The organism is Acidovorax sp. 99 (assembly GCF_003096455.1).
In the GTDB taxonomy this organism is placed as follows: domain Bacteria; phylum Pseudomonadota; class Gammaproteobacteria; order Burkholderiales; family Burkholderiaceae_C; genus Acidovorax; species Acidovorax delafieldii.
This window is the reverse complement of the sequence record NZ_QEKU01000001.1, coordinates 2178141-2197895: the sequence shown is the minus strand read 5'-3', so window position 1 is coordinate 2197895 and position 19755 is coordinate 2178141. Positions and strand designations below refer to the sequence as shown.

17 protein-coding genes are annotated in these 19755 nt (G+C 68.0%); 11 read left to right on the top strand and 6 right to left on the bottom strand.

Annotation, left to right across the window (positions count from 1 at the left end; all coding sequences use genetic code 11):
* The first annotated feature begins 39 nt into the window (after positions 1 to 39).
* The gene (locus tag C8C95_RS10305; RefSeq protein ID WP_116750233.1) at positions 40 to 921 is read left to right on the top strand and encodes a LysR substrate-binding domain-containing protein; all 882 of its coding nucleotides are present in this window, start codon (positions 40 to 42) and stop codon (positions 919 to 921) included.
* Between the two features lie 118 nt (positions 922 to 1039).
* Here the strand turns inward: C8C95_RS10305 and C8C95_RS10300 are convergent, their stop codons facing one another.
* Positions 1040 to 1882 carry a PhzF family phenazine biosynthesis protein gene (locus tag C8C95_RS10300; protein WP_116748527.1) on the bottom strand — a complete coding sequence of 281 codons (843 nt, stop codon included), beginning with the start codon at positions 1880 to 1882 and terminating at the stop codon, positions 1040 to 1042.
* Between the two features lie 42 nt (positions 1883 to 1924).
* Positions 1925 to 2551, bottom strand: a complete 627-nt coding sequence (gene pssA, locus C8C95_RS10295) for a CDP-diacylglycerol--serine O-phosphatidyltransferase (RefSeq protein ID WP_043565028.1) — start codon at positions 2549 to 2551, stop codon at positions 1925 to 1927.
* Positions 2552 to 2783: 232 nt separating this feature from the next.
* Between pssA and C8C95_RS10290 the strand changes: the two genes are divergently transcribed.
* Together C8C95_RS10290 and C8C95_RS10285 are read left to right on the top strand one after the other, a co-directional pair.
* Positions 2784 to 4733 (top strand): acyl-CoA synthetase, encoded by a 1950-nt coding sequence (locus C8C95_RS10290; RefSeq protein ID WP_116748526.1) that lies wholly within the window; start codon positions 2784 to 2786, stop codon positions 4731 to 4733.
* A gap of 90 nt (positions 4734 to 4823) precedes the next feature.
* Positions 4824 to 5825, top strand: a complete 1002-nt coding sequence (locus C8C95_RS10285; protein ID WP_116748525.1) for a tripartite tricarboxylate transporter substrate binding protein — start codon at positions 4824 to 4826, stop codon at positions 5823 to 5825.
* A gap of 87 nt (positions 5826 to 5912) precedes the next feature.
* On the opposite strand, the gene C8C95_RS10280 is transcribed toward C8C95_RS10285, so the two are convergent.
* Positions 5913 to 7985 carry an acetoacetate--CoA ligase gene (locus C8C95_RS10280; RefSeq protein WP_116748524.1) on the bottom strand — a complete coding sequence of 691 codons (2073 nt, stop codon included), beginning with the start codon at positions 7983 to 7985 and terminating at the stop codon, positions 5913 to 5915.
* Between the two features lie 107 nt (positions 7986 to 8092).
* On the opposite strand from C8C95_RS10280, the gene C8C95_RS10275 reads away from it, so the two are divergent.
* The 4 genes from C8C95_RS10275 to ubiM all read left to right on the top strand — a co-directional run bounded on the left by C8C95_RS10275 (position 8093) and on the right by ubiM (position 11902).
* Entirely contained in the window at positions 8093 to 8704 is a 612-nt protein-coding gene (locus tag C8C95_RS10275) for a TetR family transcriptional regulator (RefSeq protein ID WP_108626226.1), read from the top strand.
* 236 nt (positions 8705 to 8940) lie between these two features.
* Positions 8941 to 9837 (top strand): alpha/beta hydrolase, encoded by an 897-nt coding sequence (locus tag C8C95_RS10270; RefSeq protein ID WP_116748523.1) that lies wholly within the window; start codon positions 8941 to 8943, stop codon positions 9835 to 9837.
* A 167-nt stretch (positions 9838 to 10004) separates the two neighbouring features.
* Positions 10005 to 10436, top strand: a complete 432-nt coding sequence (locus tag C8C95_RS10265) for a hypothetical protein (RefSeq protein ID WP_116748522.1) — start codon at positions 10005 to 10007, stop codon at positions 10434 to 10436.
* A 179-nt stretch (positions 10437 to 10615) separates the two neighbouring features.
* The gene (ubiM, locus tag C8C95_RS10260) at positions 10616 to 11902 is read left to right on the top strand and encodes a 5-demethoxyubiquinol-8 5-hydroxylase UbiM (RefSeq protein WP_116748521.1); all 1287 of its coding nucleotides are present in this window, start codon (positions 10616 to 10618) and stop codon (positions 11900 to 11902) included.
* A gap of 100 nt (positions 11903 to 12002) precedes the next feature.
* Here ubiM and C8C95_RS10255 read toward each other — a convergent pair whose 3' ends face one another.
* Both C8C95_RS10255 and C8C95_RS10250 read right to left on the bottom strand, forming a co-directional pair.
* A complete protein-coding gene (locus C8C95_RS10255; RefSeq protein ID WP_243415673.1) occupies positions 12003 to 12917 on the bottom strand; it encodes a class I SAM-dependent methyltransferase in 915 nt (304 codons plus the stop codon).
* 197 nt (positions 12918 to 13114) lie between these two features.
* Positions 13115 to 13861: a zf-TFIIB domain-containing protein gene (locus C8C95_RS10250; protein ID WP_116748520.1), complete on the bottom strand. Its 747-nt coding sequence runs from the start codon at positions 13859 to 13861 to the stop codon at positions 13115 to 13117.
* A gap of 131 nt (positions 13862 to 13992) precedes the next feature.
* Here C8C95_RS10250 and C8C95_RS10245 point away from each other — a divergent pair, with 131 nt between their 5' ends.
* The 4 genes from C8C95_RS10245 to C8C95_RS10230 all read left to right on the top strand — a co-directional run bounded on the left by C8C95_RS10245 (position 13993) and on the right by C8C95_RS10230 (position 18826).
* A complete protein-coding gene (locus C8C95_RS10245; protein ID WP_116748519.1) occupies positions 13993 to 15282 on the top strand; it encodes a solute carrier family 23 protein in 1290 nt (429 codons plus the stop codon).
* Positions 15283 to 15424: 142 nt separating this feature from the next.
* Positions 15425 to 16966, top strand: coding sequence for an acetyl-CoA hydrolase/transferase family protein (locus tag C8C95_RS10240; RefSeq protein WP_116748518.1), 1542 nt, complete (start codon positions 15425 to 15427; stop codon positions 16964 to 16966).
* 200 nt (positions 16967 to 17166) lie between these two features.
* Positions 17167 to 18318 (top strand): ABC transporter substrate-binding protein, encoded by a 1152-nt coding sequence (locus tag C8C95_RS10235; protein ID WP_116750231.1) that lies wholly within the window; start codon positions 17167 to 17169, stop codon positions 18316 to 18318.
* A gap of 85 nt (positions 18319 to 18403) precedes the next feature.
* Complete coding sequence (locus C8C95_RS10230; protein ID WP_015011965.1) at positions 18404 to 18826, top strand: hotdog fold thioesterase; 423 nt, start codon at positions 18404 to 18406, stop codon at positions 18824 to 18826.
* A 199-nt stretch (positions 18827 to 19025) separates the two neighbouring features.
* Here C8C95_RS10230 and C8C95_RS10225 read toward each other — a convergent pair whose 3' ends face one another.
* Positions 19026 to 19595, bottom strand: a complete 570-nt coding sequence (locus tag C8C95_RS10225) for a cob(I)yrinic acid a,c-diamide adenosyltransferase (protein WP_056057043.1) — start codon at positions 19593 to 19595, stop codon at positions 19026 to 19028.
* Positions 19596 to 19755 lie beyond the last annotated feature (160 nt).

The following is a 19755-nucleotide window of genomic DNA, read 5'->3' as shown; positions in this document are numbered from 1 at the left end:
ACGATATTGCTGCGCGCCATGCGTGACAAAATTGCACGCATGCCACCCCGCCTGCCCCCGCTGAACGCCGTTCGCGCCTTTGTAGCGGCGGCGCGCCACCAGAGCTTTACCCACGCCGCGCTGGAGCTGCACGTCACCCACAGCGCCATCAGTCGCCAGATCAAGGCGCTGGAGGCTCACCTGGGCGTGGACCTGTTCGAGCGCAAGACCCGGCAGGTGCTCCTCACCGCGGCGGGCCACCAGTTCCACGCACAGGTCGGGCCTGCGCTCGCGCAGATCGGCGCTGCCGCTCAGTCGCTGCGGGGCGATGCCGGGCTGCGCAGCGTGAAGATCAATGTGCGGCCCAGCTTTGCGGTGCGGTGGCTGATCCCCCGGCTGCCGGGTTTTGTGGCCCAGCATCCGGACATCGAACCCCAGGTCATCACCAGCACGCTGGCGCCAGACCATGCCACCGAGGCCTTCGACCTGGCCCTGCGGCGCGGCCCACGCGGTTGGCCGCCGGGCATGCAGGTGCAGCCGTTTCTGGAGGACGAGGCGCTGGTGGTGGGCGCGCCTGCCCTGTTCGCCCAGCGCCCGGTGGCGCAGCCCGAGGCGCTGTCGGCCCATGTGCTGCTGCTGTCCAAATCGCGCAGCAAGGACTGGGAAAGCTGGAAGAAGCTGGTGAACGCGCCAAGGATCCAGCCCGCCAGCTGCCTGCAGTTTGACCACCTGCACTTTGTGCTGCAGGCCGCCGTGGATGGGCTGGGTTTTGCGGTGGCCCCGGTGTCGTTGATCACCCACGACCTGGCCTCGGGGCGGCTGGTATCGCCGCTGCCCAACTTGCGGCTGCCGCTGACGCGGCACTACCTGGGCATGGCGCCGGACCCGTCACCGGAGACGCTGCGTTTTGTGCAGTGGCTCCAGGACGAGATCAGCGCCTGAGCGGGAGACCGGGCGGGGCGCACAGAGCCCCACGTGCTCGGCTGGCCCGCTTTCTGCACAAATTGGTCGGTAGCGCTAGTGAATCATGTGCCAGTAGCTATATTTTCAATAGCAAAGATCATTCGCCATCGCCCATCCACCGCGCCGTTCCCGACACGCGGATGGAGCTGCCAGCCACCGGCCCGATCTCGGCCCGCAGGCGCGAGCGCATGCCCATGTCTTCGCCCTGCACCACGTCAATGGCACCGCCGTGCGGCCAGCCCAGGTCGCGCAGGTAGCCCGCCAGTGCGGCCGTGGCGGCGCCCGTGGCCGGGTCTTCCAGCACGCCGCCCGAGGCAAAGGCATTGCGGGTGTGCAGCAGGCGGTCCGACTCCACCCACACCAGCACGATGGTGACGAGCCCCGCGTTCACCATCAGCGTGCGGCCCGCGTCCAGCGCGTAGTGCATGGCCGCCAGTGCGGCGCGGCTGCGCAGCGACAGCACCAGGTGGTCCGCACCGCCGTGGATGAGCGCGGGCGGTATGCGCGGGTCCAGATCGGCCGCGCTGAGGCCAAACAGGGCCAGCGCATCGGCCAGCAGCCCAGCAGGCACAGGCCCGCTGCGCGTGGGGGGCGACTGCAGCGCCGCCTGCACCAGATCGCCCGCGCGACGGCCTTCGACCGTGATCTCGGCCTGGCTCAGCGACAGCGCAAACACGCCGTCGCCCTCGCGCTGCGCGAGCGCGGCGCCCAGGGCAATCGTGGCGTGGCCACAAAACGGTACCTCGCTCTCGGGCGAAAAATAGCGCACGCGCCAGCGGCCATCGCCCAGCAGGGCGGCAAAGGCAGTTTCAGAAAAGCCAACCTCGGCAGCAATGCGCTGCATGTCAGCAGGATTGGGGAGCTGTTCACCGATCCACACACCGGCGGGGTTGCCGCCCTGGGTGCCGTCGGAGAACGCAGCGATTTTTTGAAGTGCCATGGGGTTCAACATCCACAAAGAAAGGACGCGCCAGCCAGCGGCTCAGAGCTTCGGAATGCGAATCCGGCTGATCATCAGCGACCCCGACAGCGCAAACAGCAGCACCAGCGGGTGCAGCGTGAAGCCGCCGATCAGCAGCTTGCCGAACCACAGGTTCTCGCGCACTGCCCCCAGCCAGGCGGCCAGGGCCAGCAGGCCCACCAGCACGATGGAGGTGGGGATGGGCGTGCCCTCGAAGTATTTGACCTTGCCGTCGTCGCCCGACAGGGTTTCGGCCGTGACGTTGTAGCGCGCCAGGCGCGACACGCCGCAGGCCACAAAGTAGGCCAGCACGATGCGGTCGTACAGGCCCTGCATGCCGCAGCCATAGGCAATGATGGCCGGGGCCACGCCGAACGAGATCACGTCGGCCAGCGAGTCCAGCTCGCGGCCCATGGCCGAGCTTTTCTGGCGCCAGCGGGCGATGCGGCCGTCCAGCACATCAAAGATCAGCGCGGCCAGCACCAGGGCACATGCAAAGTACACGTGCACCACATTGCTGGTCTCCAGGTACGACATGACCGAGAACAGCGCGCCCACGCCGCAGACCGCATTGCCCAGCGTGAACCAGTCGGCCAGGTGGAACTCACGGATCATCGAAAAACGTTTGGGCGGCTGCGGAGTGTTCATGGAGGGAAGGCGCGCGGCGGCGCGCGCAGTGGCAATCAACAAGGTCCATTATGGGTGTGCCGCACCGCAGGGGATCGTTAACCCTCTCTGACATCTGCGTGACTGCTTTTGCGCCGGCACACAGACAGACTGTGGCCACGCGGCGGGCGCGGCTGGGTAGGACGATGCCGCATCCGCCCTGTGACCGACCCGACCTCCCCCACAAGACCCGAGATAAGACCCGAGACACGCCATGCGCCTCCCTCAGATGCCCCCGCTCCACCTGCCTTTTGCCCCCGGTGCCCCGGTGCGCAGTCTGCAGGATGTGCAGCGGATCGAAGCCCGCCCCCTGGCCGAGGCGCTGCCCGTGCAGAGCACCTACGAAATCTTTGTGAATTCGGCGGCGGCGTTTGGCGACAAGACGGCGCTGACCTTTCTGCCCACGGCCGACCCGGCAGCCGAGCCCATCCGCTGGTCGTACGCCCAGTTGCTCACCGGCATCCACCAGACGGCCAACCTGCTGCACCACCTGGGCGTGGGGCCCGAAGACGCCGTGGCCGTGCTGCTGCCCGGCTGCCTCGAATACCACCTGGCCCTGTGGGGCGGCGAGGCGGCGGGCATCGTGCAGCCGCTCAACCCCATGCTCACCGACGAGAAGATCGCGGCCATGATGACCTTGGCCAGTGCCAAGGTGCTGATTGCCTACGGCGGCGAGGGCGACCTTGGCTACTGGAGCAAGGCCCTGCGCCTGCGCGCCCTGGTGCCCACGCTGACCACGGTGCTGCGCGTGGCACCGCACGATGAGGCGCCGGGAGCAGCGCCCGCCCTGCCCGCTGGCGTGCTGGACCTGGCCGCGCGCCACCAGCACCCTGGCGACCACCTGGTGAGCGGCCGCCGCATCGCATCCAGCGACATTGCCGCGTACTTCCACACCGGCGGCACCACCGGCGCGCCCAAGCTGGCGCGCCACAGCCACGGCGCGCAGGTGTTCACCGCCTGGGGCAGCGTGCAGATGCAGGGCATACGGCCCGAGGACGTGGGCATCAACGGCTACCCGCTGTTCCATGTGGCGGGCGTGCTGCCCGGCTCGCTGGCGGCGCTGTCTGCGGGGGTGGAGACCATCATCCCCACCACCGGCCTGTTCCGCAACCGCGAGGTGATTGCCAACTACTGGCGGCTGGTGGAGCGCTACCGCTGCACCTACCTGTCGGCCGTGCCCACGGTGCTGGCGGCGCTGGCCAATGTGCCGCTGGACGGGGCCGACATTTCCACCCTGCGCTACTGCCGCACCGGCGCGGCCATTCTGGCGCCCGAGCTGGCGGCGCGGTTTGAGCGCCTGTTTAACCTGCACATCCACGAAAGCCTGGGCATGACGGAGATGGCGGGCATCTCCACCATCACGCCCCCCGGCGTGAACGCGCCCGCAGGCTGCGTGGGCTGGCGGCTGCCCTACACCCAGCTGCGTGTGGTGGCGCTGGATGCGCAGGGCAATGCGTCGGACCAGGACCTGCCGCCCGGCCAGCCGGGCATGGTGCTGTTCCAGTCGCCCAACCTGTTCTCGGGCTTTCTGGACGCGGCCGACACCGCCAAGGCCTTCACGCACGACGGCTGGCTGGCCACGGGCGACCTGGGCTTTGTGGACGAGCAGGGCCGCCTGCACCTGAGCGGCCGCTCCAAGGACCTCATCATCCGCAGCGGCCACAACATCGACCCCAAGGTGATCGAAGACGCGCTGGGCGCCCACCCCGCCGTGCAGCTGTGCGCCGCCGTGGGTGCGCCCGATGCCTATGCGGGCGAGCTGCCCGTGGTGTACGCCACGCTGCGGCCCGGCGAGCAGGTGACCGAAGCGGAGTTGATGGCCTTTACCGCCGAGCGCGTGGACGAGGCTGTGGCCCGCCCGCGCTGGGTGCAGGTGATCGAGACCATGCCAGTGACCAATGTGGGCAAGATTTACAAGCCCGATCTGCGCCAGCGCGCCGCCTGCCACACGGTGCAGGCGCTGGTGGATAGCGTGTGCGCAGAAGCCCCAGGCAGCCCCCGCTCCCAGGTACAGCCCGAGGGCGACAACGCCGTGCGCGTGACCGTGGCCCCGGGCCCTGACGCTGACACGCTGCAGGCCCGCCTGCGCGAAGTGCTCGCGCCCCTGCCCCTCACCGTGCGCATCACCACCGCCCCCGCCGCAGGGAGCCCCCAGACCGCATAAGCCCATGGCGTGACAGCCAGGCCCCGGCCCGCCACCATGCATCGCGGAGCCCGCAGAGTGATTTTTATAACCATGACAGGAGACAAACCCATGCCCTTCCACGCCATCACCCGCCGTTCCTGGCTCGGCGCCGCCGCGCTGGCCGCTGCCACCACCTGCACCGGCACTGCCGCCTGGGCGCAGGCTGCCTACCCCAGCAAGCCCATCAAGGTGGTGGTGCCCTTCGCTCCCGGCGGCGCCACCGACGTGCTGGCGCGCGTGCTGGCCGAAAAGATGGCGGTGGGCCTGGGCCAGCCCATGGTCATCGACAACAAGCCCGGCGCAGCCGGCATCATCGGCACCGACGCGGTGGCCAAGGCCGCGCCGGACGGCTACACGCTGCTGCTGGCGCTGAGCAACTCCATGCTCACCAACCAGTTCCTGTACACCAAGCTGCCCTACAGCCCCGAGAAAGACATCGCGCCCATCTACCAGATCGCCATCGCGCCCCTGGTGCTGGTAGCCCACCCCAGCGTGCCGGTGGCCACGGGGCCCGAGCTGCTGAAGTACATCGCCGCCAACAAAGGCAAGGTGGCCTATGGTTCGTACGGCACGGGTGCCTACCCGCACCTGGCCGGCGCGTACATGAGCCAGTCGCAAAACGCCGACATGAGCCACGTGGCCTACCGGGGCGAGGCGCCCATGGTGCAAGACCTGCTGGGCGGGCAGATCCAGATTGCTTTTGCCAGTGCACTGCAGGTGAAGGCGCACATCGACGCCGGCAAGCTCAAGGCGATTGGCGTGAGCGGCGAGCGCCGCATGGGCACGCTGCCCAACGTGCCCACACTGGGCGAGCAGGGTCTTAACGACGAGGCCTACCGCGTGGCGGGCTGGCTGGCGTTTGGCGCCCCCGCAGGCACCCCGCCCGCCATCCTGGAGCGCGTTGCGGCCGAGGTGCGCAAGGCCACCGAGCATCCCGATGTGGCCCAGCGCATCACGGCCATGGGCTTTGACGTGCAAAAGAGCTCACCGGCGTTGTTCACTGCCGCCATGAACAAGGAACGCCCGGTGTGGGAGCGGCTGATCAAGGCATCGGGGGCGAAGCTGGATTGACCCCCTGAGGCGCAGCACGTCTCGGTGCCGCACTCACTCTTGCATCAAAAAAGGCTCTAGTGCTTATTCAATAAGCGTTAGCAGCTATTATTTTTGGAGCACACTCACCCGCTGCGCCGCAAACGCCACGTACCAGTCCAGGCACCCCGGGTTGGCCATCGCGTCCTTGTTGACCACCTTTTCGATGGGCTGGCCCAGCAGCAGTTTCTTGATGGGCAGCTCCTGCTTCTTGCCGCTCAGCGTGCGCGGCACCTCGGCCACGGCGAAGATGTCGTCGGGCACAAAACGCGGGCTCAGCGCCGTGCGCACCGCGCCATTGATGCGCGCGCGCAGGGCATCGTCCAGCGCGTAGCCGGGACGCAGCACCACAAACAGCGGCATGTAGCTCTCGCGGCCCAGGTACTCCAGGTCCACCACCAGGCTGTCGAGCACCTCGGGCAGCGATTCGACCGCGCTGTAGATCTCGCTCGTGCCCATGCGCAGGCCGTGGCGGTTGATGGTGGCATCAGAGCGGCCATAGATCACGCAGCCGCCGTTGGCGCCGATCTTGAGCCAGTCGCCATGGCGCCAGACCGCGCCCATGCTTGCGGGGCCGTCGCCACCGCCGGGCTGGCGGCCGTGGCCTGCGGGGTACATGTCGAAGTAGCTCGACAGGTAGCGGCTGCCGTCCTTGTCGCCCCACAGAAACAAAGGCATCGACGGGATGGGCTGAGCGCAGACCAGCTCGCCCACGGCGTCCTGCACGGGGCGGCCCTCGGCGTCCCAGGACTCCACGGCCGCGCCCAGCATGCGGCATTGCATCTCGCCGGGCACCTGCTGCATCTCGCGGTTGCCGCCGATGAAGGCGCCGCAGAAATCCGTGCCCCCGGAGATGTTGTTCCACCAGATATCGTGCGTGCCGATGGCCTCAAACTGGGCCGTACCCCACTGCTGCACCTCGGGCGACAACGGCGAGCCGGTAGTGCCCAGCGCGCGGACGCGCGTGAGGTCGCCATAGTCGGCCAGCGTGATGCCCGCCTTCATGCAGTTGGCAAAGAACGCCGCGCCCGCTCCGAAGAAGGTCACGCCCGTCTCGGCCGCGAAGCGCCACAGCACGCCCCAGTTGGGGTGGTCCTTGCTGCCGCCCGGGTTGCCGTCGTAGATCACGCAGGTGGTGCCCGACAGCAGGCCGCTGAGCTGCGCGTTCCACATCACCCAGCCGGTGGAGCTGTACCAGTGGTAGCGCTCGCCAAAGCTGTTGGCCTCGTAGCTGCAGCCGATGTCGTTGTGCAGCACCTTGAGCTGCAGCGCCACCAGCACCGTGCCGCCGTGGCCGTGCACGATGGGTTTGGGCAGGCCGGTGGTGCCGCTGGAATAGACGATCCACAGCGGGTGGTCAAACGGCAGCCACATCGGCTCGAAAGCCGCAGTTTCAGCGTCATTTCGGGCGGTAGCGCTAGTCCAGCCTGCCCATCCAGCTATCGAAACAGAAGCATCCAGATTGCCCAGCAGCACCGCGTGCTGCACGCTGGGCAGGGCCTCGCGCAGCTCGGCCAGCACGGGGCGGCGGTCGTGGTCGCGGCCGCCATAGCTCACGCCGTCCACGCCGATGAGCACCTTGGGCTCGATCTGCCGAAAGCGGTCCAGCACCGCATGCGTGCCCATATCGGGCGCGCAGATGCTCCACACACCGCCAATGCTCACTGTGGCCAGAAAGGCGATCATGGCCTCGGGCACATTGGGCAGGTAGGCGGCCACACGGTCGCCGGGCGTCACGCCCTGGGCCTTGAGGTGCAGCGCCAGCGACGCCACCTGGCGGCGCAGTTCGGGCCAGCTCAGTTCGCGATGCTGGCCCTTTTCGTTGCGGCTGATGATGGCGGGCAGGCCCGCCGCGTGGGCGGCATCCACATGCCGCAGCGCCTGGCGTGCGTAGTTGACCTGCGCACCGGGGAACCACAAAGCGCCGGGCATGGTGTTCTTTGCCAGCACGGCCGTGTGGGGCGTGGGCGACTGCAGCTGGAAGTAGTCCCAGATGCTCTGCCAGAAGGCGTCAAGGTCGGTGGTGGACCAGCGCCACAGCGCGTCGTAGCTGTCGAACTGCAGACCGCGCTGGTCGCGCAGCCAGTTCTGGTACAGGCGGATCTGGGGGATGTAAGGCGGGGTTGTGTGTGTTGTCTCCATGGCGACGCAGCGTACCAGCGGCGCCCGGCAGAGGCCAGCCGCACCCGTCGCCCGGTTGACAGCACGGGGGATTGCGCTATTTCGCACAATCGTGCTAAATTGCAGCCATGGACGCCAAGACCCAGAAAGCCGAACTCACCCGCGCCGCCATCGTCGGCGCGGCGCTGGACCTGGCTGCGGCCGAGGGGCTTGAGTCGATCACGCTGCAGGCCGTGGCCGACCGCGTGGGGCTGTCCAAGAGCGGCGTGTTCTCGCGCGCCGGTTCGCGCGAGGCGCTGCAGAAGGCGGTGATTGAAGAGTTTGGCCGCCGCTTTCTGGCCGACGTGTTTGTGCCCGCCATGCAGCAACCCAAGGGCCTGCCGCGTCTGCAGGACATCATGCGCCGCTGGATTGCCCGCACGCGCGACGTGGAGGCCTTCACGGGCTGCATCTACACCGCCGGCGCCTTCGAGCTGGACGACCGCGAGGGCGAGCTGCGCGACCTGCTGCACGCCGAGATCACCCGCTGGCGCGCCGCCCTGCGCCGTACGGTGCTGCAGGCCATCGAGGCCGGGCATCTGGCGGCCGACACCCCGCCCGACCAGCTGGTGGGCGAAATCTATTCCCTGATCATGGGCCTGTTGCACGACGTTCGCTTCCTGCGCGATCCGCAGGCAGTGGCACGCACCGAGGCGTCCTGGGCGCGCCTCGTCAAGAGCTACCTCCCTCTCCCCGCCTGACATCGGGTGGTGCGCGATGGAGGCCTCTTGTTTTTTATTGCCCTAATTTCGCACAACCGTGCGAAGAAAGGAACCACCATGTTGATCATCCTGGGCATTGCCGCCATCGCGGCTGCAGCGCGCGCCATCCGGTCGCTGCGCAGCACCCTCACCAGCCTCCCGCGCAGCAACCGGGACTGGATCTTTTACTGAGCCGCGCCCGCTCCACTCCATCCCCTCCTACCTGGAGCCCCACCATGAACAACTCCCCCTCCACCGCGCTGCAGGCCACGTCCAGCTTCTATGGCGAGCACCCGGGCATGCGGCTGCTGCGTGCAGCGCTGGGCACGGCCGAATGCCTGTGGCCCACCTTGGCCGTGCGCGCGGCCTACCGCCTGTTTGGCACGCCCCTGCCCTTGCGCAAACCCGGCCGCAACGCCGTGCCACCAGGCCACTGGCGCACGGAGCGCCTGGCGTTTGAAGACGCCGAGATCACGCTCTACCTGCCCCAGGCCCAGCCGCACGGCCAGACGGTGCTGCTGCTGCACGGCTGGGGCGGCCATGCGCGCCAGATGCTGCCGCTGGCCGACGCCCTGACCGCGCGCGGCCTGCGCCCGGTGCTGGTGGACCTGCCCGCGCACGGCGGCAGCCGGGGCCGTGTGAGCAACCTGCCGCAGTTCGCCCGCGCCATCGAATACACCACGGCCCGCCTGCACGCGCAGGACTCGGCGCCCCACGCCGTGGTGGCCCATTCCCTGGCGGCCAACGCAGCGGCCCACGCGGCCAGCCGGGGTCTGGCCACCGGGCGCCTGGTGCTGCTGGCGCCGCCCGCCTCGCCGCACGAGTACACGCGCCTGTTCGCACAGGTGTTCGGCCTGTCCGAGCGCACCCGCGCGGCCATGCAGCGGCGCATCGAGGCGCGCGAAGGCATCCTGATGCGCCAGTTCGAGCCCCCGGCCGTGGGCCCGCGCATTGCCCTGCCCACGCTGGTGGTGCACGACCGGGGCGACCGCATCAACCGCTTTGCCGACGGCGAGGCCTACCGCGACCACATCCCCGGCGCCACGCTGCTGGCCACCGAGGGGCTGGGGCACCGCAAGATCCTGCAGCAGGCGGAGGTGTTGCAGGCCGTGGCCGACTTTGTGGCGGCGTAAGCGTCGGCCGGTGGTGGCAGACGGGTCGCGCGACCCGCCGGAATCAGCCGGTGACAGGCAGCCTCTATCATCCGCACTCGACCGCCTTCCTGGAGGCGCCCTGCCGATGAATCGCTGGTGCCCGCACCAGCGGCCCCTGCTGCCTGTTGCTACCTGCCGTGTCTCCCATGTCCACTCTTCTGTCCGCCTGGCCCGCCCTGGTCCTGTTGTTGCCCGCGCTGTGGCTGGTGTCGGCCATCGTGTTCCTGGCCAAGGGCAACCGGCGAGCGTTTGCACAGCTGATGGCCCTGCTGGCCTGTTTTCTGATCGGCGCGCTGCTGATGGAGTTCTTCACCTTCATGGGCGCCCTCATGGCCCGCTCGGGCAGCCAGCACGCCACGCCCACGCTGGGCACCGGCACGCGCCAGTTGCTGGAGACCATTGCCAACCCGCGCTCCATCACCGCACCACCACTGTCGCTGGCGGCTTTTGCGGCGTACAGCATCCCGGCGGGCTACCTGTGGCTGCTGGTCACCTGGGTGCTGCACCTGCGCGGCAAGAAGGCAGGCCCGGCCAAAAAGAAGTCCAGCAGAACCCCGCGCAAGGCAGCTAAAGACTGAGTTTCGATTGTTTTAGCCCGCAGGCGCTAGAACCATATGCCTGAGCAGCTATCAATTGGATAGCGCCACCACGCCATGGCTTGACGCAGGGCAAAGCGCGCCCAGACCCGCCCGCCCACAATGGCGCGCGGCCTCCCCGACCCGGGGCGGGCACCTTGTCACCCTGTATTCATCCCGCCATGACCACCCACCACAGCGACGTGCTTATCGTCGGCGCAGGCCCGGCGGGCCTGTCGCTGGCCATCTCCCTGGCGCAGGCCGGGTTCACCGCCACCGTGGTGGAGCAGCAGGGCGACCGCGCGCTGGCCCAGCCCGCACCTGACGGCCGCGAAATCGCGCTGACCCACCCCAGCCGGACAACGTTGCAGCGGCTGGGCAGCTGGGCGCACCTGGCCGACCACGAGGTGGGCCAGATTGCCGAGGCCCAGGTGCACGACGGCCCGCTGGGCCGCCACAGCGCGCTGCAACTGAACGCGGCCAGTGGCACCCACGGCGATGTGTCAGCTCCCGGCGCCCTGGGCTTCATCGTGCCCAACCACGCGCTGCGGCGCACGGCCCACGCGGTGGCTGCGAGCACCCCGGGCGTGCGCCTGCTCACCGGCACCCAGGTCACCCGCGTGGCCACGCTGCCCGGCCATGCCGAGCTGGACTGCGTGCCCTCCAACACGGCCCCTGGCGACCACGCCACGCTCCAGCGCCTCACCGCCCCGCTGCTGGTGGCCGCCGACAGCCGCTTCTCGGCCACGCGCCGCCAACTGGGCCTTGGCGCAGACATGACCGACTTTGGCCGCACCGTCATCGTCTGCCGCATGCGCCACGCCCTGCCCCACGGCAACGTGGCGCACGAATGTTTTGGCTACGACCGCACACTGGCCGTGCTGCCCCTGCCCGATGACCCACAGACGGGACAAGCGCTGTGCTCGGTGGTGGTCACGGCGGGCGCGGCCGACGCCGCCGCGCTGATGGCCCAAAGCCCCGAGGCTTTTGCCACCCAGGTGCAGGCCCAGTTCAACGACCGGCTGGGACCCATGGCGCTGGTGGGCGAACGCCACGCCTACCCGCTGGTGGCCGTGTATGCCCAGCGCTTTGCGGGCCACCGCTGCGCGCTGCTGGGCGACGCCGCCGTGGGCATGCACCCGGTCACGGCGCATGGCTACAACCTGGGGCTGGCGGGGGTGGAGCGGCTCACGGCCGCGCTGGTCAGCGCCCGCCAGCGCGGGCAGGACATTGGCAGCGCCGACGCACTGGCCCCCTACGCCCAGGGCCACCACCGCCACGCCTGGCCCATCTACCAGGGCACCAACGCCATCGTGCGCCTGTACACCGACGCCCGCCCGGTGCCCCGCCTGCTGCGGCAACTGGTGCTGCAGGGCGCGCGGCGCCTGCCACCGCTGCAGGCGGCCATCGTGGGGCAGCTGACGGGCAAGGCGCCCCAATGGATGCGCGCACTGACGCTCAGGCCGTAGCCAACCTCTGCAACGGGCGCGCCCCACGCCAGCGCCACCGTGGAACTGGCTGTGCCAGGCCACCGGTGGCGTCCCCCTCAGGGGGAAGACGCGAAGCGGCTCAGGGGGGGCCGTCCCTTACCCCCAGCGTGGCCAGACCATACAGCGGCGCACCGAGCCAGGGGCGCCACCACATGTCCATGGCAATACCGGCCCAGCCGTAGCCCTCCGCCACGCTTTGCTCGCGCAGCAGGTGCAGGCGCGGGTGCACGGCCGCCAGCTCTGCCATGCGACCGACCCCCCACCGAAACTCCGCGCCCGTAGGCCCCACGCTGGCGTGGCGGGCCGCGCAACCCACGGCCTGGCGCGTCATCACATCCAGCACCATGCGCGAGCCCGGCGGCGCGTGCTGCGCAAACTCGGCCAGCACGGCGTGCACCTGCGCAGGCGGCAGGTACATCAACACGCCCTCACAAACCAGCAGCACCGGGGGGGCGGTGCGCTGCGCGGGCAGCCCGAGCCGCTGCCACCAGCCGGGTTGCGAGAGGTCCAGATCGGCATGGCGCATGCGCGGGCACTGCGGCGGCAACAGGGGCTTGCGCAGCGCCATCACCGCAGGCAGGTCCGCATCAAGCCACTGGTTGGCCCCCGTGTCCAGCCACTGAAAGTGGTGCGTGAGGCCACACCCCAGGTTGACGCCCAGGGCTTGCGGGTGCTCGGCAAAAAAGGCGCGCCCCGCCTCCTTGATGGCGCGGGTGCGCCACAGCACATGCAGCACCGTGGGCAGGTCGTCCAGGGTGCTGTTCACATCGGCACCCAACTGGGTCAGCAAGGCCTGGGCCACGGCATCGTGACAGTCGAGCCAGGGGAAATAGCGCCCACCGTGGGCACGCGCGGCCAGAGGGATGAGCAAGGTGCTGGGCACGGGGGGCAGCTGTGCGCGCTGCAGCAGGCTGCCGGTGCGGTGGAGCGCACGCGCCGGTGGCGCAGGGCTGCGCGGCGATCGGGCAGGGCGTCTGGTGGGGGACTGCGGCACGGGGCGCTCCTCCAGTGGCTGCGGGCGCCACGGTTGGGTGGGATGCGATGTGGCCCAGGGCAAGGGCCTTAGAGCCTGTTCAACAGGTTCTTGGGCCATTCTGAACGGCCTGCCCCAGTCTGTCGTGAATGACCGCAGCGCGTGCTGCGGTATGTCAATGCACTGGCGGGGCTTGCGGCCAGCGCGACGCTGAATCCCTAGTCCTTCACCAGCGCCCACACCAGCGCCACCCCGGCGGCCAGAAGATCTCCGGTGAACGAGCTGTCATTGGCATCGCTGCTGGCCGTGGTGAACGCGCGCTTCTGGCGCTCGCGCTCGGCCCGGGCGCGGTCGCGCTCCAGGGCCACCAGGGCGTCGCCAATGTCCACGGGCGATGCTGGCGCCACCGGTGCCTTGGCGCTGGCGGCGGCATAACCCTCCATGGCGCGCACCACGGCCTGGGGGTCGATGAGGGAGAACGCGGCGCGGCAATAGGGGCAGGCGTGGTCCTTGCGGATGTCCACGGGCGCGCCGCAGCTGGTGCAGTAGATGGCGCCCACGCGTTGGGCCAGGTCGTCGATCTCGGGGCGCGTCATGTGGCGCACAAAGCCTTTTTCGACCATGAAGGACGAGAAGGTGCTGAAGCGCCCATGCTGTCGCCCGCAGCGGTACACCATGTAGCGGCCGCTGCGCACCACGTCGTAACCCTTGGCCAGGCTGGTGTTGCAGCGCGGGCAGGCCATGCTCTCGGCCAGGGCCTGGTGCTGGTCCACACGGTGCTCGTGCAGCAGCCGAAACAGCTCGACCACGGACTGGGGCGTGAGCTTGAGGTTCTCGTGCCGATCAAACCACAGGCCCTGGCATGCAAAGCAGATGTCCAGCTCCAGCGAATCGCCTAGGTTGCTGGCAAAGCGGTGTGCCTGCATGGGTTGGCGGCACGAGGGGCAAGTGGGTGCAGGAAACATGGCAGTGAGGGTCTGGGCAGCGGTGCGGGGTGCCTCGCGGGGGCGGGGGCATCGTAACCCGCCCGGGATGCTCGTCCCCCACCCTGGCCGCATCCACTAGCATTCGCGCCTCAACCACAAGGAACAACCACATGGGATTCATGAACTGGCGTGTGAAAAGCGCTGATGTGTTGCAACAAGGCGGCGTGATCGCGCCGGACGAGCGGCTGCCCTGGCCGCAGACGGCGGTGATGGGCGTGCAGCACGTGATTGCGATGTTTGGCGCCACGGTGCTGGCGCCCATCCTGATGGGCTTTGACCCGAACGTGGCCATCCTGATGAGCGGCATCGGCACGCTGATCTTCTTCCTCGTCACCGGCGGCAAGGTGCCCAGCTACCTGGGCTCCAGCTTTGCGTTCATTGGCGTGGTGATTGCGGCCACGGGCTATGCGGGCCAAGGGGCCAATGCCAACATCGGCGTAGCGCTGGGCGGCATCATTGCGTGTGGCCTGGTCTACACCCTCATCGGCGTGCTGGTGCAGGCCATCGGCACGGGCTGGATCGAGCGCTTCATGCCGCCCGTGGTCACCGGCTCGGTGGTGGCGGTGATCGGGCTGAACCTCGCGGGCATTCCCATCAAGAACATGGCGGCCAGCAACTTTGACAGCTGGATGCAGGTGGTGACCTTTGTGAGCGTGGGCCTGGTGGCCGTGCTCACGCGCGGCATGGTGCAGCGCCTGTTGATCCTGGTGGGGCTGATCGTGGCCAGCATCATCTATGCGGTACTGTCCAACGGCCTGGGCCTGGGCAAGCCCATGGACCTGACCGCACTGGCCAACGCTGCGTGGTTTGGTTTGCCGAACTTTGCAGCCCCGCAGTTCAGCGGCAATGCCATGTTGCTGATCGCGCCCGTGGCCATCATCCTGGTGGCCGAGAACCTGGGCCATGTGAAGGCCGTGACGGCCATGACCGGCCAGAACCTGGACCGCTACATGGGCCGCGCATTCATCGGCGACGGCATTGCCACCATGGTCAGCGGCAGCGCGGGCGGCACGGGCGTGACCACCTATGCAGAAAACATCGGCGTGATGGCGGCGACCAAGATCTATTCCACCGCTGTGTTCCTGCTGGCGGGTGTGTTTGCGCTGGTGCTGGGCTTTTCCCCCAAGTTCGGCGCGCTGATCCAGACCATTCCGCTGCCGGTGATGGGTGGCGTGTCCATCGTGGTGTTTGGCCTGATCGCGGTGGCCGGCGCCAAGATCTGGGTGGACAACAAGGTGGACTTTTCGCAGAACAAGAACCTCATCGTGGCGGCCATCACCCTCATCCTGGGCACGGGCGACTTCACGCTCAAGTTCGGCCAGTTTGCGCTGGGCGGCATCGGCACCGCCACGTTCGGGGCAATCCTGCTGTACGCGCTGCTCAACCGCAAAGCGGCGTAATCTGTGGATGTGGCCAGGCTGAACCGCATTTGTAAGGGTTAACCCTTAATTTGTAAGGAACGAAGGCTAGCATCCTGGGTTTTGTCCACAGGGCCATCCGCTCACCGGGCGGGTGGCCTTTTTCTTTTTGCGGAGTTTGTTCATGTCCCTGGCCGATCGGGTGCTGTACCCCGACTTTCTCTCCCGCACCATGACCGCCGATGAGGCGGCCGCCCTGATCCCTGCCGGTGCCCATGTGGGCATGAGCGGATTCACCGGCGCGGGCTACCCCAAGGCCGTGCCCGGCGCGCTGGCGCGCCGCATCGAAAGCCTGAACGCGCAGGGCCATGGCTTCAAGATCGGGCTGTGGACGGGCGCCAGCACCGCGCCTGAGCTGGACGGTGCGCTCGCCCAGGTGGACGGCATCGAGATGCGCCTGCCCTACCAGTCCGACCCCACGGTGCGCCGCCAGATCAATGCGGGGCAGATGCAGTATGTGGACATCCACCTGTCGCACGTGGCGCAGTTTGTGTGGTTTGGTTTTCTGGGCAAGCTGGATGTGGCGGTGGTCGAGGTGGCGGGCGTGTTGCCCGACGGGCGACTGATCCCGTCATCCTCGGTAGGCAACAACAAGACCTGGCTGGACCAGGCCGACAAGGTCATCCTGGAAGTGAATGCCTGGCACAACCCGCAGCTGGAGGGCATGCACGACATCTACTACGGCACCGATCGCCCCCCGCACCGCAAGCCCATTCCCATGACACGGCCCGACGAGCGCATTGGCGAGCCCTACCTGCGCTGCGACCCGAACAAGGTGATTGCGGTGGTGATGACCAACCAGCCCGACCGCAACAGCGTGTATGCGGCGCCCGATGACACCTCCAACCGCATCGCGGGCCACATCATCGAGTTCTTGCAGCACGAGGTGAAGAAGGGCCGCCTGCCCAAAGACCTGCTGCCGCTGCAGTCAGGCGTGGGCAACATCGCCAACGCGGTGCTGGCGGGGCTGAACAACGGCCCGTTCGAGAACCTCACGGCCTACACCGAGGTGCTGCAGGACGGCATGCTGGACATGCTGCGCTCAGGCAAGCTGGCCAGCGCCTCGGCCACGGCGCTGTCGCTGAGCCCCGCAGCGATGCAGGACTTCAACGACCGCATCGAGTTCTACAAGCAGCGCATCGTTTTGCGCCCGCAGGAGATCAGCAACCACCCCGAGCTGATCCGCCGCATGGGCCTGATTGCGATGAACGGGATGATCGAGGCCGACATTTACGGCAACGTGAACTCCACGCATGTGATGGGGTCGGCCATCATGAACGGCATCGGCGGCTCGGGTGACTTTGCGCGCAATGCCTACTTGTCGATCTTCATGACGCCCTCGCTGGCCAAGAACGGCAGCATCTCGTGCATCGTTCCCATGGCTTCGCATGTGGACCACACCGAGCACGATGTGCAGATCCTCGTCACCGAGCAAGGCTTGGCCGACCTGCGCGGGCACTCGCCCTCGCAGCGCGCTGAGATCATCATCGACCGCTGCGCACACCCAGACTTCCGCCCCGCCCTGCACGACTATGTGGCCCGCGCCAAACGGGGCGCCGTGGGCCAGCACACGCCGCACCTGCTGAACGAGGCCTTGTCGTGGCACCAGCGGTATGTGGAGACGGGCAGCATGCGCGCGCCAGCGGGCCCGGCGAGCGCGGCATAAGGGCGCAAGGGCCACAAAGGGCAAATTCGGCACAAGGGGACGCGGCGCGCGCCCCAGGCCCTGCCGGAGCCTTTGACAGCCAATTGCCAGCCTGCGCAGATAAAATCAGGGTTAACCCTAGGTCTTTCGACCTCCCCCCTGTCCACCCCCACCAGCCCCCATGCGGGGCTGGTGGCATTTTGTCTGCGATTTTTTTGACCATGCAACGCCGTCAGTTCACCCAATCCCTCGTGGCCGCCAGCACCGGCCTGCTGCTTGCCCCCTCGTCGCGCGCCGTGGGCGTGCAAGACCCCATGGACGCCAAGAGCGTGACCATTGGCTGCTCGCTGGGCACCACTGGTGCATTGGCCAGCCTGGGCAAGGAACTCAAGCAGGGGCTGGACGCAGGTTTTGCCCAGGCCAACACCAAGGGCATCCACGGCCGCGAGATCAAGCTGCTGGCTATAGACGACGGCTATGACGCCGCGCGCTCCGAAGACAACGTGCGCAAGCTGATTGCCGATGCCAACGTGGTGTCGCTGATCTCCTGCATGGGCACGGCCAACAACCAGCGCATCCTGCCGCTGGTGGACGAGGCCCAGATCCCCTACGTGGCCCCCCAGAGCGGCGCCACCTCGCTGCGCAAGGCCGAATACCGCTCGGTGTTCCACGTGCGCGCCAGCTACACCGACGAGGCCCAGCGCCTCACGCAAAAACTGGTGGCCATGGGCATCACCGACCTGGCCATCGTCTACCAGGACACCGCCTTTGGCCGCGAGTTTCTGGCCGACGTGACCAAGGCCATGGCCGCCGCCAAGCAGCCCGCGCCCAAGGCCTTCAAGCTCGACGCCCAAGGCGCCCAGGTGGCTGACGTGGTGGGCAAGGCCGTGGCCGCCAAGCCCAATGCCGTGCTGCTGGGCACGGCGGGCGACATCACCGCCACGCTGGTCAACGAGTTCAAGAAAGTGTCGCCCAGCACGCCACTGGCCGCCACCAGCGTGGCGCTGTCGGGCGACAACCTGCGCCAGCTGGGTGGCAAGGCCTCGGGCATTGCACTGTCCATGGTGCTGCCCGACGCGGCCCGCACCAGCTATGCCGTGGTGCGCGACTACCAGAAGGCCATGCGCGCGCTGGGCTACCAGGAGTTCTCGGCCCGCAGCTTTGAAGGCTATGTGAACGCCCGCGTGCTGGCCGAGGGCCTGGAGCGCGCGGGCCGCGAGCTGACCCGTGCCAAGCTGCGCAATGCGCTGGCTGGCATTCGCAGCAACGACCTGGGCGGCCTGTCCATCGACTACGCCAGTGGCGCGCCGTATGTGGGCTCGCGCTTTCTGGACCTGGGGGTGATGGGCGCCAACGGGAAGTTTGTGGGCTGAGGCCAGGCGCGTGCGGCACAGGGCGTGGCGACGGGCATTGGCACAATCAGCGGCTTGCACTGACTTGGCCCTGCCCGTGACCACCATGCCCATCTGGAAGAAACCTATCGACCTGGCCCTGCTGAAGGCCGCCAACCGCAACACCGCCGTAGAGCACCTGGGCATCGAATTTGTCGAGGTGGGTGACGACTTTCTGCGCGCCCGGGTGCCGGTAGACCACCGCACCATTCAGCCTTTTGGCCTGCTGCACGGCGGCGTCAGCGTGGTGCTGGCCGAGTCCATGGGCTCCACCGGCGCCTACTACGCCCTGCCCGAGGGCTACCGCGCCGTGGGCCTGGACATCAACGCCAACCACCTGCGCTCCGCCACCAGCGGCTGGGTGACCGGCACGGCGAAGCCGGTGCACATCGGCCGTACCACACACGTGTGGCACATCGATCTGCACAATGAAGCGGGTGAGCTGACCTGTGTGTCGCGCCTCACCATGGCGATCCTTGCTCCACGTTAGGGGTCATCCCCCTGAGCGGCTTCGCCGCTTTCCCCTTCTCTCGCATCGCTAGCGCGCTCCGGGAAAGGGGACACCGCCAGCGCGGCGGGGCGGCCCTTGCGCGGCGGTCCTGGTCTGGCAACGCGCCCGTGGCAAAAGCTGGAGGTGTTTTTTGATGAAATCGGCCCCAAGCGCTAGAAGAATATGCGCTGGTAGCTATCTATTTTGTAGCGTTTTGCTGGGCCAGGCGCTCGCTTTTCCAGTACACGTCATCACCGCCATCCATGCGGTTGAGCACGCGGGCGAGCACGAACATCAGGTCGGAGAGGCGGTTGAGGTACTGGCGCGGCGCGTCGTTCAGCGCCTCTTCGTTGCCCAGGGCGACCACGGCGCGTTCGGCGCGGCGGGCCACGGTCCGGCACACGTGGGCCTGTGACGCAGCGCGGGTGCCCGCGGGCAGGATGAACTCCTGCAGGCGCGGCAGCGCGGCGTTGTGGTGGGCCAGGGCTTCGTCCAATGCCAAGACGGCGTCGGCCTTGAGCAGCTCGAAGCCCGGGATCGACAGCTCGCCTCCCAGGTTGAACAACTGGTGCTGCACCTCGACCAGCAAGGTGCGGACTTCATCGGGCAGCGGCTCGCACAGCAACAGGCCGATGTGCGAGTTGAGTTCATCGACATCCCCCATGGCGTGAATGCGCAAGCTGTTCTTGGAGACACGCTGGTTGTTGCCCAGGCCGGTGGTGCCTGCGTCGCCGGTACGGGTTGCGATTTCTGTGAGTCGGTTGCCCATGGGGTGCCTTGATGAGGAAACGGGAGGATGGATGCCAGCTTCTGCGCGGCACAAGCCACCGCAGTGAATCTGCCCCGGATTCTCCGCCACTGCCACGCGGGTGCAAGCGTTTCGCCTCCAATCCCCTACGCACTGCGCCCTGAGCACAGACTGCCCACCA

Coding starts and splice junctions, on each gene's coding strand:
- C8C95_RS10275 (WP_108626226.1), top strand. CDS start 8,093: ATGGACGCCAAGACCCAGAAAGCCGAACTCACCCGCGCCGCCATCGTC.
- C8C95_RS10250 (WP_116748520.1), bottom strand. CDS start 13,861: ATGTTTCCTGCACCCACTTGCCCCTCGTGCCGCCAACCCATGCAGGCA.
- C8C95_RS10300 (WP_116748527.1), bottom strand. CDS start 1,882: ATGGCACTTCAAAAAATCGCTGCGTTCTCCGACGGCACCCAGGGCGGC.
- C8C95_RS10230 (WP_015011965.1), top strand. CDS start 18,404: ATGCCCATCTGGAAGAAACCTATCGACCTGGCCCTGCTGAAGGCCGCC.
- C8C95_RS10240 (WP_116748518.1), top strand. CDS start 15,425: ATGTCCCTGGCCGATCGGGTGCTGTACCCCGACTTTCTCTCCCGCACC.
- C8C95_RS10290 (WP_116748526.1), top strand. CDS start 2,784: ATGCGCCTCCCTCAGATGCCCCCGCTCCACCTGCCTTTTGCCCCCGGT.
- pssA (WP_043565028.1), bottom strand. CDS start 2,551: ATGAACACTCCGCAGCCGCCCAAACGTTTTTCGATGATCCGTGAGTTC.
- C8C95_RS10280 (WP_116748524.1), bottom strand. CDS start 7,985: ATGGAGACAACACACACAACCCCGCCTTACATCCCCCAGATCCGCCTG.
- C8C95_RS10285 (WP_116748525.1), top strand. CDS start 4,824: ATGCCCTTCCACGCCATCACCCGCCGTTCCTGGCTCGGCGCCGCCGCG.
- C8C95_RS10225 (WP_056057043.1), bottom strand. CDS start 19,595: ATGGGCAACCGACTCACAGAAATCGCAACCCGTACCGGCGACGCAGGC.
- C8C95_RS10270 (WP_116748523.1), top strand. CDS start 8,941: ATGAACAACTCCCCCTCCACCGCGCTGCAGGCCACGTCCAGCTTCTAT.
- C8C95_RS10265 (WP_116748522.1), top strand. CDS start 10,005: ATGTCCACTCTTCTGTCCGCCTGGCCCGCCCTGGTCCTGTTGTTGCCC.
- C8C95_RS10245 (WP_116748519.1), top strand. CDS start 13,993: ATGGGATTCATGAACTGGCGTGTGAAAAGCGCTGATGTGTTGCAACAA.
- ubiM (WP_116748521.1), top strand. CDS start 10,616: ATGACCACCCACCACAGCGACGTGCTTATCGTCGGCGCAGGCCCGGCG.
- C8C95_RS10235 (WP_116750231.1), top strand. CDS start 17,167: ATGCAACGCCGTCAGTTCACCCAATCCCTCGTGGCCGCCAGCACCGGC.
- C8C95_RS10305 (WP_116750233.1), top strand. CDS start 40: ATGCCACCCCGCCTGCCCCCGCTGAACGCCGTTCGCGCCTTTGTAGCG.